This is a genomic window from Methylobacterium phyllosphaerae (assembly GCF_001936175.1).
Lineage (GTDB): Bacteria > Pseudomonadota > Alphaproteobacteria > Rhizobiales > Beijerinckiaceae > Methylobacterium > Methylobacterium fujisawaense.
This window is the reverse complement of record NZ_CP015367.1, coordinates 900,909-919,232: the sequence shown is the minus strand read 5'-3', so window position 1 is coordinate 919,232 and position 18,324 is coordinate 900,909. Positions and strand designations below refer to the sequence as shown.

1 protein-coding gene (cut by a window edge) is annotated in these 18,324 nt (G+C 67.7%); it reads left to right on the top strand.

Going from position 1 to position 18,324, the window contains the following annotated elements; all coding sequences use genetic code 11:
• Positions 1-18,144, top strand: partial view of a non-ribosomal peptide synthase/polyketide synthase gene (locus MCBMB27_RS04065; RefSeq protein ID WP_472436455.1) — the 3' portion only. The gene continues 13,512 nt to the left of window position 1, outside the view; the window shows 18,144 of its 31,656 coding nt (coding positions 13,513-31,656); the start codon falls outside the window, past its left edge; the stop codon is at positions 18,142-18,144.
• The last annotated feature ends 180 nt before the right edge of the window (positions 18,145-18,324 follow it).

Sequence of the window (18,324 nt, the reverse complement as noted above, 5' to 3'; positions counted from 1 at the left end):
TACGATGTGGCCAAGTTCGACCTCGAGTTGTCTCTGTCCGAGAGCGAGGACGGCATCGGCGGCGCCCTTGGCTACGCGACGGCGCTGTTCGATGCCGCAACGGTCGAGCGGCATCTGGGCTATCTGCTCACCGTGCTCGAAGCCATGGTCGCCGAGCCGGCCCTTCCGGTCCGTCGGCTCGACGTGCTGCCCCGGGCGGAGCGCGAGCTTCTGCTCGAGACCTGGAACCGCACCGAGGCGGCCTATCCCTCGGAGCTGTGCGTCCACCAGCTGTTCGAGGAGCAGGTGCGCCGCAGCCCGGACGCGACCGCCCTGGTGCAGGACGAGGTCAGCCTCAGCTACGGCGAGTTGAACCGGCGTGCGAACCGCCTGGCGCATCACCTGATCGGCCTGGGGGTCCGACCCGACGAACGGGTGGCGATCTGCCTGGAGCGCAGCCCGGCGATGGTGGTCGGGCTTCTGGCGATCCTGAAGGCGGGCGGGGCCTACGTGCCGCTCGATCCGGCCTACCCGTCGGAGCGCCTGGGCCGGATCCTGGCGGATGCGGGTCCGCGGCTACTGCTGACGGACGGCGTCGGGCGCGCGGTTCTGGGCGAGGCCTGTTCCGGGCACACGGTGCTGGCGCTCGACCGGCCGCTGCCCGGCGAGGCCGGGCTGCCCGAGGGCGATCCCGATCCGGCCGAGCTCGGCCTCACCGCCGGCCATCTCGCCTACGTCATCTACACCTCCGGATCCACCGGAACGCCAAAAGGCGTCATGGTCGAACATCGGGGATTGAATAACCTCGCGCGGTCGCAGATCTCGATATTCGATGTTCAGGCTTCCAGTCGGGTGATGCTTTTTGCATCGTTCAACTTCGACGCGAGCATATCTGAGATCGTGATGGCCCTGCTGTCCGGGGCATCTCTACATGTGCCGGTCGAGATCGAGCGAACGACTGGATTGTCGGATTACGTAATATCTGAAGGGATTACGCACGCGACGTTGACGCCGGCCACTTTGAGATCCGTGGACACGGCAGGCAAGCTCGAGGCGCTGCACGCTCTGGTTATCGCAGGAGAGGCACTCGCTCGCGACCTGATCGACAGACTGCCGCGCAGCGTATCGGTCTTCAACGCGTATGGCCCGACGGAATCGACCGTTTGCGCTTCGGTCTGGCCGCGCCCGGCTGGTTATGCGGGCGATGTTGTGCCGATCGGTCGTCCGATCGCCAACACGCGGATCTACATCCTGGATGGGTCCGGCGCGCCGGTGCCGCTGGGCGCCGTGGGCGAGTTGTACATCGGCGGCGCGGGCGTGGCCCGGGGCTACCTCAACCGCCCCGACCTGACCGCCGAGCGCTTCCTGAAGGACCCGTTCAGCCCCGCACCGGGCGCGCGGATGTACCGGACCGGCGATCTGGCCCGCTACCTGCCCGACGGCAACATCGAGTTCCTCGGTCGCAACGACGATCAGGTCAAGATCCGCGGCTTCCGCATCGAGCCGGGCGAGATCGAGGCGCGCCTGGCCGAACACGCCGCCGTGCGCGAGGCCGCCGTCGTCGCCCGGGGCGAGGGCTCGGCCCAGCGCCTGGTCGCCTACGTGGTGGCCGCGCCGGAGGAGGATCTCGCCGGATCGCTGCGCGCCCATCTGAGCGCCCGCCTGCCCGACTACATGGTCCCGGCCGCCTTCGTGCGCCTCGACGCCCTGCCGCTCACCCCCAACGGCAAGCTGGACCGCCGCGCGCTGCCGGATCCGGACGTCGACGCCTACGCCCGCCAGGCCTACGAGCCGCCGCGGGAGGGGATCGAGGCCGTCCTGGCCGGCCTCTGGCAGGAACTGCTCGGGGTCGAGCGGGTCGGCCGCCACGACAGCTTCTTCGAACTCGGCGGCCACTCCCTCCTGGCCGTTCGCCTGCTCAGCCGCCTGCGTCAGCTCGGCTACGCCGCAGAAGTCCGGGATCTGTTCGCCAGCCCTACCCTGGAGGCCTTTGCCGCCGTTCAGTATCAGGACGGGAAGGTCGCACTCCCAGATTACGTGATCGCGGCAGGAACCCGTGTGATCACGCCGGGCATGCTGCCGCTGATCGAGCTGACGCAGGCGGATATCGAGCGCATCGTCGCGGGTGTTCCCGGGGGCGTGGGGAACGTCCAGGACATCTACAGCCTGTCCCCTCTGCAGGACGGGATACTGTTCCATCACCTGCTGGCCAGCGACGGCGATCCCTATCTCCAGGCCAGCCAGATGGCCTTCCCCGATCGCGCGCTTCTCGATCGGTATCTTGCGGCCATGCAACGGGTGGTCGATCGCCACGACATCCTGCGCACCGCCTTCGTGTGGGATCAGCTGTCCGTTCCGGCTCAGGTGGTCTGGCGCAAGGCGCCGCTCGTCGTCACGGAGGTCGAGCTCGATCCCCATGGCGGTCCCGGCCCCGAGCAGATGGCGCGCCGCTTCGATCCGCGCCACTTCCGGATCGATCTGACCCAGGCCCCCCTGCTGCGCTATGCCATCGCGCGCGAGCCCGGCACTGAGCGCTGGCTGGTGCACGAACTTCAGCATCACCTCATTGTCGATCACTCCACCTTGGAGGTGAGCCGGGCGGAGGTCGAGGCGTTTCTCTCCGGCCGCGGCGCGGAGTTGGCCCCGCCCCGTCCCTATCGCGACCTGATCGCGCAAGCGCGCCTGGGCATCCCGCAGGAGGAGCACGAGCGCTTCTTCCGCAGCATGCTGGCCGACATCGATGAGCCGACCGCCCCGTTCGGCCTGCTGGATGTGCGCCGCGACGGCACCGCCGTGCAGGAGGCGCGGTGGGACCTGCCTCCAGGGCTCAACGACCAGCTCCGCGCCCAGGCCCGGCGGCTCGGCGTCAGCCTGGCCAGCCTGTGTCACCTCGCCTGGGGACAGGTGATCGCTCGAACCAGCGGCCGTGAGCAGGTCGTGTTCGGCACGGTCCTGTTCGGGCGCATGCGGGCCGGCGACGGCGCCGATCAGGCCATGGGCCTGTTCATCAACACGCTGCCGTTGCGGCTTGATCTCGGTGACGTCGATGTCGAGACAAGCGTGCGCCAGACCCATGCCCGGCTCGCCGACCTGCTGCGCCACGAGCACGGCTCGCTCGCCCTGGCCCAGCGCTGCAGCGCCGTGGCCGCGCCGACCCCGCTGTTCAGCGCCCTGCTCAACTACCGGCACAACGTCGCCGCGCCTGCCGTCGAGGACCGATCCCACGCCCTGGCGGGGATCGAGTGGCTCGGCGGCGAGGAGCGCACGAACTACCCCTTTATCCTGGCGGTCGAGGATTACGGCCACGCCCTCGGCCTGACGGCACAGGTCGTTCAGCCGCTCTCCCCCGACCGGGTCTGCGCGCTCATGCGGCGATCGCTGGAGAGCCTCGTCGAGGCGCTGGAGCACGCCCCCACCACGCCGGTCCGTCGGCTCGACGTGCTGCCCCGGGCGGAGCGCGAGCTTCTGCTCGAGACCTGGAACCGCACCGAGGCGGCCTATCCCTCGGAGCTGTGCGTCCACCAGCTGTTCGAGGAGCAGGTGCGCCGCAGCCCGGACGCGACCGCCCTGGTGCAGGACGAGGTCAGCCTCAGCTACGGCGAGTTGAACCGGCGTGCGAACCGCCTGGCGCATCACCTGATCGGCCTGGGGGTCCGACCCGACGAACGGGTGGCGATCTGCCTGGAGCGCAGCCCGGCGATGGTGGTCGGGCTTCTGGCGATCCTGAAGGCGGGCGGGGCCTACGTGCCGCTCGATCCGGCCTACCCGTCGGAGCGCCTGGGCCGGATCCTGGCGGATGCGGGTCCGCGGCTACTGCTGACGGACGGCGTCGGGCGCGCGGTTCTGGGCGAGGCCTGTTCCGGGCACACGGTGCTGGCGCTCGACCGGCCGCTGCCCGGCGAGGCCGGGCTGCCCGAGGGCGATCCCGATCCGGCCGAGCTCGGCCTCACCGCCGGCCATCTCGCCTACGTCATCTACACCTCCGGATCCACCGGAACGCCAAAAGGCGTCATGGTCGAACATCGGGGATTGAATAACCTCGCGCGGTCGCAGATCTCGATATTCGATGTTCAGGCTTCCAGTCGGGTGATGCTTTTTGCATCGTTCAACTTCGACGCGAGCATATCTGAGATCGTGATGGCCCTGCTGTCCGGGGCATCTCTACATGTGCCGGTCGAGATCGAGCGAACGACTGGATTGTCGGATTACGTAATATCTGAAGGGATTACGCACGCGACGTTGACGCCGGCCACTTTGAGATCCGTGGACACGGCAGGCAAGCTCGAGGCGCTGCACGCTCTGGTTATCGCAGGAGAGGCACTCGCTCGCGACCTGATCGACAGACTGCCGCGCAGCGTATCGGTCTTCAACGCGTATGGCCCGACGGAATCGACCGTTTGCGCTTCGGTCTGGCCGCGCCCGGCTGGTTATGCGGGCGATGTTGTGCCGATCGGTCGTCCGATCGCCAACACGCGGATCTACATCCTGGATGGGTCCGGCGCGCCGGTGCCGCTGGGCGCCGTGGGCGAGTTGTACATCGGCGGCGCGGGCGTGGCCCGGGGCTACCTCAACCGCCCCGACCTGACCGCCGAGCGCTTCCTGAAGGACCCGTTCAGCCCCGCACCGGGCGCGCGGATGTACCGGACCGGCGATCTGGCCCGCTACCTGCCCGACGGCAACATCGAGTTCCTCGGTCGCAACGACGATCAGGTCAAGATCCGCGGCTTCCGCATCGAGCCGGGCGAGATCGAGGCGCGCCTGGCCGAACACGCCGCCGTGCGCGAGGCCGCCGTCGTCGCCCGGGGCGAGGGCTCGGCCCAGCGCCTGGTCGCCTACGTGGTGGCCGCGCCGGAGGAGGATCTCGCCGGATCGCTGCGCGCCCATCTGAGCGCCCGCCTGCCCGACTACATGGTCCCGGCCGCCTTCGTGCGCCTCGACGCCCTGCCGCTCACCCCCAACGGCAAGCTGGACCGCCGCGCGCTGCCGGATCCGGACGTCGACGCCTACGCCCGCCAGGCCTACGAGCCGCCGCGGGAGGGGATCGAGGCCGTCCTGGCCGGCCTCTGGCAGGAACTGCTCGGGGTCGAGCGGGTCGGCCGCCACGACAGCTTCTTCGAACTCGGCGGCCACTCCCTCCTGGCCGTTCGCCTGCTCAGCCGCCTGCGTCAGCTCGGCTACGCCGCAGAAGTCCGGGATCTGTTCGCCAGCCCTACCCTGGAGGCCTTTGCCGCCGTTCAGTATCAGGACGGGAAGGTCGCACTCCCAGATTACGTGATCGCGGCAGGAACCCGTGTGATCACGCCGGGCATGCTGCCGCTGATCGAGCTGACGCAGGCGGATATCGAGCGCATCGTCGCGGGTGTTCCCGGGGGCGTGGGGAACGTCCAGGACATCTACAGCCTGTCCCCTCTGCAGGACGGGATACTGTTCCATCACCTGCTGGCCAGCGACGGCGATCCCTATCTCCAGGCCAGCCAGATGGCCTTCCCCGATCGCGCGCTTCTCGATCGGTATCTTGCGGCCATGCAACGGGTGGTCGATCGCCACGACATCCTGCGCACCGCCTTCGTGTGGGATCAGCTGTCCGTTCCGGCTCAGGTGGTCTGGCGCAAGGCGCCGCTCGTCGTCACGGAGGTCGAGCTCGATCCCCATGGCGGTCCCGGCCCCGAGCAGATGGCGCGCCGCTTCGATCCGCGCCACTTCCGGATCGATCTGACCCAGGCCCCCCTGCTGCGCTATGCCATCGCGCGCGAGCCCGGCACTGAGCGCTGGCTGGTGCACGAACTTCAGCATCACCTCATTGTCGATCACTCCACCTTGGAGGTGAGCCGGGCGGAGGTCGAGGCGTTTCTCTCCGGCCGCGGCGCGGAGTTGGCCCCGCCCCGTCCCTATCGCGACCTGATCGCGCAAGCGCGCCTGGGCATCCCGCAGGAGGAGCACGAGCGCTTCTTCCGCAGCATGCTGGCCGACATCGATGAGCCGACCGCCCCGTTCGGCCTGCTGGATGTGCGCCGCGACGGCACCGCCGTGCAGGAGGCGCGGTGGGACCTGCCTCCAGGGCTCAACGACCAGCTCCGCGCCCAGGCCCGGCGGCTCGGCGTCAGCCTGGCCAGCCTGTGTCACCTCGCCTGGGGACAGGTGATCGCTCGAACCAGCGGCCGTGAGCAGGTCGTGTTCGGCACGGTCCTGTTCGGGCGCATGCGGGCCGGCGACGGCGCCGATCAGGCCATGGGCCTGTTCATCAACACGCTGCCGTTGCGGCTTGATCTCGGTGACGTCGATGTCGAGACAAGCGTGCGCCAGACCCATGCCCGGCTCGCCGACCTGCTGCGCCACGAGCACGGCTCGCTCGCCCTGGCCCAGCGCTGCAGCGCCGTGGCCGCGCCGACCCCGCTGTTCAGCGCCCTGCTCAACTACCGGCACAACGTCGCCGCGCCTGCCGTCGAGGACCGATCCCACGCCCTGGCGGGGATCGAGTGGCTCGGCGGCGAGGAGCGCACGAACTACCCCTTTATCTTGTCGGTCGAGGATTACGGCCACGCCCTCGGCCTGACGGCACAGGTCGTTCAGCCGCTCTCCCCCGACCGGGTCTGCGCGCTCATGCGGCGATCGCTGGAGAGCCTCGTCGAGGCGCTGGAGCACGCCCCCACCACGCCGGTCCGTCGGCTCGACGTGCTGCCCCGGGCGGAGCGCGAGCTTCTGCTCGAGACCTGGAACCGCACCGAGGCGGCCTATCCCTCGGAGCTGTGCGTCCACCAGCTGTTCGAGGAGCAGGTGCGCCGCAACCCGGACGCGACCGCCCTGGTGCAGGACGAGGTCAGCCTCAGCTACGGCGAGTTGAACCGGCGTGCGAACCGCCTGGCGCATCACCTGATCGGCCTGGGGGTCCGACCCGACGAACGGGTGGCGATCTACCTGGAGCGCAGCCCGGCGATGGTGGTCGGGCTTCTGGCGATCCTGAAGGCGGGCGGGGCCTACGTGCCGCTCGATCCGGCCTACCCGTCGGAGCGCCTGGGCCGGATCCTGGCGGATGCGGGTCCGCGGCTACTGCTGACGGACGGCGTCGGGCGCGCGGTTCTGGGCGAGGCCTGTTCCGGGCACACGGTGCTGGCGCTCGACCGGCCGCTGCCCGGCGAGGCCGGGCTGCCCGAGGGCGATCCCGATCCGGCCGAGCTCGGCCTCACCGCCGGCCATCTCGCCTACGTCATCTACACCTCCGGGTCCACCGGAACGCCAAAAGGTGCGCTCAACGAGCATAGAGCCATCGTCAACCGTCTAACTTGGATGCAGCAAACCTACCGTCTCAGCCAGCAGGACGTGGTGTTGCAGAAGACGCCCTTCAGCTTCGACGTCTCTGCCTGGGAATTCTTCTGGACGCTTCTTGCGGGGGCGACGCTCGTACTCGCTCTCCCAGAAGAGCATAAAGATCCTGCCGCGCTCATCAGATCGATCAACCGGCGGGGGGTGACGACAATCCACTTCGTGCCCTCGATGCTATCGGTCTTCCTCGAGACAGAGGGGGCGGCCAGCTGTGCGTCGTTGTTGCGGGTCATCTGCAGCGGTGAGGCGCTGCAGGCTGCCAGCCTTCGCAAGTTCTGCCATTTGTTGCCGCGGGCCGAGTTGCACAACCTCTATGGTCCGACCGAGGCGGCGATCGATGTCACGTCGTGGCAATGTCCGGCTGGTTATGCGGGCGATGTTGTGCCGATCGGTCGTCCGATCGCCAACACGCGGATCTACATCCTGGACGGGTCCGGCGCGCCGGTGCCGCTGGGCGCCGTGGGCGAGTTGTACATCGGCGGCGCGGGCGTGGCCCGGGGCTACCTCAACCGCCCCGACCTGACCGCCGAGCGCTTCCTGAAGGACCCGTTCAGCCCCGCACCGGGCGCGCGGATGTACCGGACCGGCGATCTGGCCCGCTACCTGCCCGACGGCAACATCGAGTTCCTCGGTCGCAACGACGATCAGGTCAAGATCCGCGGCTTCCGCATCGAGCCGGGCGAGATCGAGGCGCGCCTGGCCGAACACGCCGCCGTGCGCGAGGCCGCCGTCGTCGCCCGGGGCGAGGGCTCGGCCCAGCGCCTGGTCGCCTACGTGGTGGCCGCGCCGGAGGAGGATCTCGCCGGATCGCTGCGCGCCCATCTGAGCGCCCGCCTGCCCGACTACATGGTCCCGGCCGCCTTCGTGCGCCTCGACGCCCTGCCGCTCACCCCCAACGGCAAGCTGGACCGCCGCGCGCTGCCGGATCCGGACGTCGACGCCTACGCCCGCCAGGCCTACGAGCCGCCGCGGGAGGGGATCGAGGCCGTCCTGGCCGGCCTCTGGCAGGAACTGCTCGGGGTCGAGCGGGTCGGCCGCCACGACAGCTTCTTCGAACTCGGCGGCCACTCCCTCCTGGCCGTTCGCCTGCTCAGCCGCCTGCGTCAGCTCGGCTACGCCGCAGAAGTCCGGGATCTGTTCGCCAGCCCTACCCTGGAGGCCTTTGCCGCCGTTCAGTATCAGGACGGGAAGGTCGCACTCCCAGATTACGTGATCGCGGCAGGAACCCGTGTGATCACGCCGGGCATGCTGCCGCTGATCGAGCTGACGCAGGCGGATATCGAGCGCATCGTCGCGGGTGTTCCCGGGGGCGTGGGGAACGTCCAGGACATCTACAGCCTGTCCCCTCTGCAGGACGGGATACTGTTCCATCACCTGCTGGCCAGCGACGGCGATCCCTATCTCCAGGCCAGCCAGATGGCCTTCCCCGATCGCGCGCTTCTCGATCGGTATCTTGCGGCCATGCAACGGGTGGTCGATCGCCACGACATCCTGCGCACCGCCTTCGTGTGGGATCAGCTGTCCGTTCCGGCTCAGGTGGTCTGGCGCAAGGCGCCGCTCGTCGTCACGGAGGTCGAGCTCGATCCCCATGGCGGTCCCGGCCCCGAGCAGATGGCGCGCCGCTTCGATCCGCGCCACTTCCGGATCGATCTGACCCAGGCCCCCCTGCTGCGCTATGCCATCGCGCGCGAGCCCGGCACTGAGCGCTGGCTGGTGCACGAACTTCAGCATCACCTCATTGTCGATCACTCCACCTTGGAGGTGAGCCGGGCGGAGGTCGAGGCGTTTCTCTCCGGCCGCGGCGCGGAGTTGGCCCCGCCCCGTCCCTATCGCGACCTGATCGCGCAAGCGCGCCTGGGCATCCCGCAGGAGGAGCACGAGCGCTTCTTCCGCAGCATGCTGGCCGACATCGATGAGCCGACCGCCCCGTTCGGCCTGCTGGATGTGCGCCGCGACGGCACCGCCGTGCAGGAGGCGCGGTGGGACCTGCCTCCAGGGCTCAACGACCAGCTCCGCGCCCAGGCCCGGCGGCTCGGCGTCAGCCTGGCCAGCCTGTGTCACCTCGCCTGGGGACAGGTGATCGCTCGAACCAGCGGCCGTGAGCAGGTCGTGTTCGGCACGGTCCTGTTCGGGCGCATGCGGGCCGGCGACGGCGCCGATCAGGCCATGGGCCTGTTCATCAACACGCTGCCGTTGCGGCTTGATCTCGGTGACGTCGATGTCGAGACAAGCGTGCGCCAGACCCATGCCCGGCTCGCCGACCTGCTGCGCCACGAGCACGGCTCGCTCGCCCTGGCCCAGCGCTGCAGCGCCGTGGCCGCGCCGACCCCGCTGTTCAGCGCCCTGCTCAACTACCGGCACAACGTCGCCGCGCCTGCCGTCGAGGACCGATCCCACGCCCTGGCGGGGATCGAGTGGCTCGGCGGCGAGGAGCGCACGAACTACCCCTTTATCTTGTCGGTCGAGGATTACGGCCACGCCCTCGGCCTGACGGCACAGGTCGTTCAGCCGCTCTCCCCCGACCGGGTCTGCGCGCTCATGCGGCGATCGCTGGAGAGCCTCGTCGAGGCGCTGGAGCACGCCCCCACCACGCCGGTCCGTCGGCTCGACGTGCTGCCCCGGGCGGAGCGCGAGCTTCTGCTCGAGACCTGGAACCGCACCGAGGCGGCCTATCCCTCGGAGCTGTGCGTCCACCAGCTGTTCGAGGAGCAGGTGCGCCGCAACCCGGACGCGACCGCCCTGGTGCAGGACGAGGTCAGCCTCAGCTACGGCGAGTTGAACCGGCGTGCGAACCGCCTGGCGCATCACCTGATCGGCCTGGGGGTCCGACCCGACGAACGGGTGGCGATCTGCCTGGAGCGCAGCCCGGCGATGGTGGTCGGGCTTCTGGCGATCCTGAAGGCGGGCGGGGCCTACGTGCCGCTCGATCCGGCCTACCCGTCGGAGCGCCTGGGCCGGATCCTGGCGGATGCGGGTCCGCGGCTACTGCTGACGGACGGCGTCGGGCGCGCGGTTCTGGGCGAGGCCTGTTCCGGGCACACGGTGCTGGCGCTCGACCGGCCGCTGCCCGGCGAGGCCGGGCTGCCCGAGGGCGATCCCGATCCGGCCGAGCTCGGCCTCACCGCCGGCCATCTCGCCTACGTCATCTACACCTCCGGATCCACCGGAACGCCAAAAGGTGTCATGGCGCATCACACAGGCTGTACAAATCTGTATCTGCATTATGCCCGTGTTTTTCTCCGGCCCGGGGATAGAGTTCTCTTAGTTTCGTCGTTTTCCTTTGATTTGACCTTGAAGAACATATTTTCTCCTTTGATCTCAAGCGCCGTCGTGGTGCTGGCGCCTCCAAGCTCGTTTGCGGGAAGCTCACTCATCAATCTTGTACACGATACGCACTCTGCAGTTCTAAACTGCGCACCCTCGCAGTTTTACGTCGCATCAGGCGAAGCCCCGACGCCTCCGCGGAAGTTGCGTTTCGTTGTTCTCGGTGGTGAACAGATCAAGATCGATCAGCTTCCTGTATGGGCCGGGATCGGCAAGGAAGTTTCTATCGTAAACAGCTACGGTCCGACCGAGATCACTGACGTTGCCGTCGATGGTATTTATTCTGCCGACAATCAGAATGGAATTGTGCCGATCGGTCGTCCGATCGCCAACACGCGGATCTACATCCTGGACGGGTCCGGCGCGCCGGTGCCGCTGGGCGCCGTGGGCGAGCTGTACATCGGCGGCGCGGGCGTGGCCCGGGGCTACCTCAACCGCCCCGACCTGACCGCCGAGCGCTTCCTGAAGGACCCGTTCAGCCCCGCACCGGGCGCGCGGATGTACCGGACCGGCGATCTGGCCCGCTACCTGCCCGACGGCAACATCGAGTTCCTCGGTCGCAACGACGATCAGGTCAAGATCCGCGGCTTCCGCATCGAGCCGGGCGAGATCGAGGCGCGCCTGGCCGAACACGCCGCCGTGCGCGAGGCCGCCGTCGTCGCCCGGGGCGAGGGCTCGGCCCAGCGCCTGGTCGCCTACGTGGTGGCCGCGCCGGAGGAGGATCTCGCCGGATCGCTGCGCGCCCATCTGAGCGCCCGCCTGCCCGACTACATGGTCCCGGCCGCCTTCGTGCGCCTCGACGCCCTGCCGCTCACCCCCAACGGCAAGCTGGACCGCCGCGCGCTGCCGGATCCGGACGTCGACGCCTACGCCCGCCAGGCCTACGAGCCGCCGCGGGAGGGGATCGAGGCCGTCCTGGCCGGCCTCTGGCAGGAACTGCTCGGGGTCGAGCGGGTCGGCCGCCACGACAGCTTCTTCGAACTCGGCGGCCACTCCCTCCTGGCCGTTCGCCTGCTCAGCCGCCTGCCGCAGGCCCTGGGCGTGCAGCTGCCTCTGGCGGCCCTGTTCGGCAGCCCGGATCTGGCCGGCTTGGCGGCGACCATCGACGGCGCCCTTGTCCGTTCAGGGCCCCAGGCGCTGCCGTCGATCGAGCCGGTCTCCCGTGACGCGCCTCTGGCGCCGTCCTTCGCCCAGCAGCGCCTGTGGTTCCTGGCGCAGCTCGATGGCGTGAGCGCGACCTACCACGTGCCTCTGGCCCTGCGCCTGCGCGGAGAGCTCGACGTCCCGGCTCTGCAACGAAGCCTGGATCGGATCCTGGACCGTCACGAGGCCCTGCGCAGTCTGTTCAGCGCCCCCGAGGGCCTGCCTCGGGTCGAACTGCTTCCGTCCGGAACCGGCCTGCCCCTCGCCCGGCACGACCTGTACGGTGCCGCCGATGCAGAGGTGCAGCTTGAGCGGCTGTGTGCCCAGGAGGTCCAATCCCCGTTCGATCTGGCCCGAGGGCCCTTGATCCGCGGCTGCCTGATCCGTCTGGGAGAGGCCGACCATGTCTTCGTGCTGACCCAGCACCACATCGTCTCCGACGGCTGGTCTGCCGCCGTGCTGCTCAGGGAACTCGGGTCTCTGTACGCCGCCTTCAGCCAGGGGCGCCCGGACCCTCTGGCACCTCTGGCGCTTCAGTACCCGGACTACGCGGCTTGGCAGCGCCGCTGGCTCAGCGGCGAGCGCCTCGAGGCCCAGGCTGGATACTGGCGCCGGGTTCTGGCGGATGCGCCGGTCCTGCTCGCCCTGCCGACCGACCGTCCGCGTCCGGCCCAGCAATCCTTCGCCGGCGGCTCGCTCCCGGTGCGCATCGAGGCCAGCCTGTCCCGGGCGCTCAAGGATCTGAGCCGGCAACACGGCGTGACCTTGTTCATGACCGTGCTCGCGGCTTGGGCCGCGGTGCTCGCTCGGCTGTCCGGTCAGGACGACCTCGTCATCGGCACGCCGACGGCCAACCGTGGCCGGACGGAGACGGAGGGGCTGATCGGCTTCTTCGTGAACACGCTGGCCCTGCGGCTCGACCTGTCGGGTGAGCCGGCTGTGGGCGAAGTGCTGGCTCGGGTGCGTCGGGCCGCCCTGGACGCGCAGGACAACCAGGATCTGCCCTTCGAGCAGGTGGTCGAGATCGTCCAGCCGCCGCGGCGTCTGGATCACACGCCGCTGTTCCAGGTCATGTTCGCTTGGCAGAACACCGAGGAGGCCAGGCTGGTCCTGCCGGGGCTGGAGGCCGAGCCGGCTGGGCTTCCGTACGATGTGGCCAAGTTCGACCTCGAGTTGTCTCTGTCCGAGAGCGAGGACGGCATCGGCGGCGCCCTTGGCTACGCGACGGCGCTGTTCGATGCCGCAACGGTCGAGCGGCATCTGGGCTATCTGCTCACCGTGCTCGAAGCCATGGTCGCCGAGCCGGCCCTTCCGGTCCGTCGGCTCGACGTGCTGCCCCGGGCGGAGCGCGAGCTTCTGCTCGAGACCTGGAACCGCACCGAGGCGGCCTATCCCTCGGAGCTGTGCGTCCACCAGCTGTTCGAGGAGCAGGTGCGCCGCAGCCCGGACGCGACCGCCCTGGTGCAGGACGAGGTCAGCCTCAGCTACGGCGAGTTGAACCGGCGTGCGAACCGCCTGGCGCATCACCTGATCGGCCTGGGGGTCCGACCCGACGAACGGGTGGCGATCTGCCTGGAGCGCAGCCCGGCGATGGTGGTCGGGCTTCTGGCGATCCTGAAGGCGGGCGGGGCCTACGTGCCGCTCGATCCGGCCTACCCGTCGGAGCGCCTGGGCCGGATCCTGGCGGATGCGGGTCCGCGGCTACTGCTGACGGACGGCGTCGGGCGCGCGGTTCTGGGCGAGGCCTGTTCCGGGCACACGGTGCTGGCGCTCGACCGGCCGCTGCCCGGCGAGGCCGGGCTGCCCGAGGGCGATCCCGATCCGGCCGAGCTCGGCCTCACCGCCGGCCATCTCGCCTACGTCATCTACACCTCCGGATCCACCGGAACGCCAAAAGGTGTCATGATCGAACATCGGGGATTGAATAATTATTTAACGTGGGCAGTATATGCATACGAACCAAGGAATTCCGTGGTTTCGTCATCTATTTCATTTGATGGTACTATAACAAGTCTATTTTGTCCTCTACTCTCTGGCGGCTTCATTCGATTGGTATCTGATCAAAATCAAGCATACAGTATAAGATGCAATTTAAATGCAAACGATGTGATGCTGAAACTGACGCCTTCTTTCATAGACGCGTCTCTAGCTGAGAATTTTCAAAAAAACGGAATATCTTATCACACTCTATTTGTCATTGGTGGCGAGAGATTAACAAAAAGTACAATAGAACTAATTCGTCGGTCTTTTAAAAGAAGCAGAATAGTTAACGAATACGGGCCAACCGAAACGGTGGTTGGTTGTGTCATTTATGATATTGCTCATGAAATATCTCTGCTTGATGATGTTGTGCCGATCGGTCGTCCGATCGCCAACACGCGGATCTACATCCTGGACGGGTCCGGCGCGCCGGTGCCGCTGGGCGCCGTGGGCGAGTTGTACATCGGCGGCGCGGGCGTGGCCCGGGGCTACCTCAACCGCCCCGACCTGACCGCCGAGCGCTTCCTGAAGGACCCGTTCAGCCCCGCACCGGGCGCGCGGATGTACCGGACCGGCGATCTGGCCCGCTACCTGCCCGACGGCAACATCGAGTTCCTCGGTCGCAACGACGATCAGGTCAAGATCCGCGGCTTCCGCATCGAGCCGGGCGAGATCGAGGCGCGCCTGGCCGAACACGCCGCCGTGCGCGAGGCCGCCGTCGTCGCCCGGGGCGAGGGCTCGGCCCAGCGCCTGGTCGCCTACGTGGTGGCCGCGCCGGAGGAGGATCTCGCCGGATCGCTGCGCGCCCATCTGAGCGCCCGCCTGCCCGACTACATGGTCCCGGCCGCCTTCGTGCGCCTCGACGCCCTGCCGCTCACCCCCAACGGCAAGCTGGACCGCCGCGCGCTGCCGGATCCGGACGTCGACGCCTACGCCCGCCAGGCCTACGAGCCGCCGCGGGAGGGGATCGAGGCCGTCCTGGCCGGCCTCTGGCAGGAACTGCTCGGGGTCGAGCGGGTCGGCCGCCACGACAGCTTCTTCGAACTCGGCGGCCACTCCCTCCTGGCCGTTCGCCTGCTCAGCCGCCTGCCGCAGGCCCTGGGCGTGCAGCTGCCTCTGGCGGCCCTGTTCGGCAGCCCGGATCTGGCCGGCTTGGCGGCGACCATCGACGGCGCCCTTGTCCGTTCAGGGCCCCAGGCGCTGCCGTCGATCGAGCCGGTCTCCCGTGACGCGCCTCTGGCGCCGTCCTTCGCCCAGCAGCGCCTGTGGTTCCTGGCGCAGCTCGATGGCGTGAGCGCGACCTACCACGTGCCTCTGGCCCTGCGCCTGCGCGGAGAGCTCGACGTCCCGGCTCTGCAACGAAGCCTGGATCGGATCCTGGACCGTCACGAGGCCCTGCGCAGTCTGTTCAGCGCCCCCGAGGGCCTGCCTCGGGTCGAACTGCTTCCGTCCGGAACCGGCCTGCCCCTCGCCCGGCACGACCTGTACGGTGCCGCCGATGCAGAGGTGCAGCTTGAGCGGCTGTGTGCCCAGGAGGTCCAATCCCCGTTCGATCTGGCCCGAGGGCCCTTGATCCGCGGCTGCCTGATCCGTCTGGGAGAGGCCGACCATGTCTTCGTGCTGACCCAGCACCACATCGTCTCCGACGGCTGGTCTGCCGCCGTGCTGCTCAGGGAACTCGGGTCTCTGTACGCCGCCTTCAGCCAGGGGCGCCCGGACCCTCTGGCACCTCTGGCGCTTCAGTACCCGGACTACGCGGCTTGGCAGCGCCGCTGGCTCAGCGGCGAGCGCCTCGAGGCCCAGGCTGGATACTGGCGCCGGGTTCTGGCGGATGCGCCGGTCCTGCTCGCCCTGCCGACCGACCGTCCGCGTCCGGCCCAGCAATCCTTCGCCGGCGGCTCGCTCCCGGTGCGCATCGAGGCCAGCCTGTCCCGGGCGCTCAAGGATCTGAGCCGGCAACACGGCGTGACCTTGTTCATGACCGTGCTCGCGGCTTGGGCCGCGGTGCTCGCTCGGCTGTCCGGTCAGGACGACCTCGTCATCGGCACGCCGACGGCCAACCGTGGCCGGACGGAGACGGAGGGGCTGATCGGCTTCTTCGTGAACACGCTGGCCCTGCGGCTCGACCTGTCGGGTGAGCCGGCTGTGGGCGAAGTGCTGGCTCGGGTGCGTCGGGCCGCCCTGGACGCGCAGGACAACCAGGATCTGCCCTTCGAGCAGGTGGTCGAGATCGTCCAGCCGCCGCGGCGTCTGGATCACACGCCGCTGTTCCAGGTCATGTTCGCTTGGCAGAACACCGAGGAGGCCAGGCTGGTCCTGCCGGGGCTGGAGGCCGAGCCGGCTGGGCTTCCGTACGATGTGGCCAAGTTCGACCTCGAGTTGTCTCTGTCCGAGAGCGAGGACGGCATCGGCGGCGCCCTTGGCTACGCGACGGCGCTGTTCGATGCCGCAACGGTCGAGCGGCATCTGGGCTATCTGCTCACCGTGCTCGAAGCCATGGTCGCCGAGCCGGCCCTTCCGGTCCGTCGGCTCGACGTGCTGCCCCGGGCGGAGCGCGAGCTTCTGCTCGAGACCTGGAACCGCACCGAGGCGGCCTATCCCTCGGAGCTGTGCGTCCACCAGCTGTTCGAGGAGCAGGTGCGCCGCAGCCCGGACGCGACCGCCCTGGTGCAGGACGAGGTCAGCCTCAGCTACGGCGAGTTGAACCGGCGTGCGAACCGCCTGGCGCATCACCTGATCGGCCTGGGGGTCCGACCCGACGAACGGGTGGCGATCTGCCTGGAGCGCAGCCCGGCGATGGTGGTCGGGCTTCTGGCGATCCTGAAGGCGGGCGGGGCCTACGTGCCGCTCGATCCGGCCTACCCGTCGGAGCGCCTGGGCCGGATCCTGGCGGATGCGGGTCCGCGGCTACTGCTGACGGACGGCGTCGGGCGCGCGGTTCTGGGCGAGGCCTGTTCCGGGCACACGGTGCTGGCGCTCGACCGGCCGCTGCCCGGCGAGGCCGGGCTGCCCGAGGGCGATCCCGATCCGGCCGAGCTCGGCCTCACCGCCGGCCATCTCGCCTACGTCATCTACACCTCCGGATCCACCGGAACGCCAAAAGGTGTCATGATCGAACATGCTCAAGTTGAGCGATTGTTTTCTTCTACTGATGATATTTATTCATTCGGATCAAATGATGTTTGGTGTTTATTTCACTCTTTCAGTTTTGATTTTTCTGTGTGGGAGATTTGGGGGGCGCTGCGTTATGGTGGAAAATTAGTAATTGCTTCTGCTGACGCCATTCGTTCGCCTAGTATATTCTATCGATTAGTGTGCGACCAGAATATAACGGTACTAAATCAAACACCGACTTATTTTAAAGTATTTTTGGCAGAGCACCTCGCAAATAAATGTCAGACAAGCCTGAAGAAAATAATATTTGGGGGAGAGGCTTTTGAAACGTCCAATCTTAGGGAATGGTATAAGGCACATCCGGAATGTGGTCCTGAAATATATAATATGTATGGAATAACTGAGACGACTGTACATGTAACATGTCGATTAATAAATAGAAAAGATACTTATCTTAATGCAAGTCCGATCGGCAAGAAATTACCGGATCTTCGTCTCTATCTTTTGGACGGGTCTGGCGCGCCGGTGCCGCTGGGCGCCGTGGGCGAGTTGTACATCGGCGGCGCGGGCGTGGCCCGGGGCTACCTCAACCGCCCCGACCTGACCGCCGAGCGCTTCCTGAAGGACCCGTTCAGCCCCGCACCGGGCGCGCGGATGTACCGGACCGGCGATCTGGCCCGCTACCTGCCCGACGGCAACATCGAGTTCCTCGGTCGCAACGACGATCAGGTCAAGATCCGCGGCTTCCGCATCGAGCCGGGCGAGATCGAGGCGCGCCTGGCCGAACACGCCGCCGTGCGCGAGGCCGCCGTCGTCGCCCGGGGCGAGGGCTCGGCCCAGCGCCTGGTCGCCTACGTGGTGGCCGCGCCGGAGGAGGATCTCGCCGGATCGCTGCGCGCCCATCTGAGCGCCCGCCTGCCCGACTACATGGTCCCGGCCGCCTTCGTGCGCCTCGACGCCCTGCCGCTCACCCCCAACGGCAAGCTGGACCGCCGCGCGCTGCCGGATCCGGACGTCGACGCCTACGCCCGCCAGGCCTACGAGCCGCCGCGGGAGGGGATCGAGGCCGTCCTGGCCGGCCTCTGGCAGGAACTGCTCGGGGTCGAGCGGGTCGGCCGCCACGACAGCTTCTTCGAACTCGGCGGCCACTCCCTCCTGGCCGTTCGCCTGCTCAGCCGCCTGCGTCAGCTCGGCTACGCCGCAGAAGTCCGGGATCTGTTTGTTTGCCCAAAACTCTTTGAGTTTTCGCAAACATTGGATGAAATTATCACGGTGGAAATATGAATATAAGAGATTTTATCAACTATATCACCTCCGCAGGCAATAGTATTTCGGTGAGAGATGATAAGATTTTAATCTCGGGTAAATCAAGAGCAATTTCTAAAAATGATATTTTGTTTATTTCTTCGAATAAAAATGAAATCATTGATTATTTGAAAAGCAATAATTCACTCAAAGAAGACG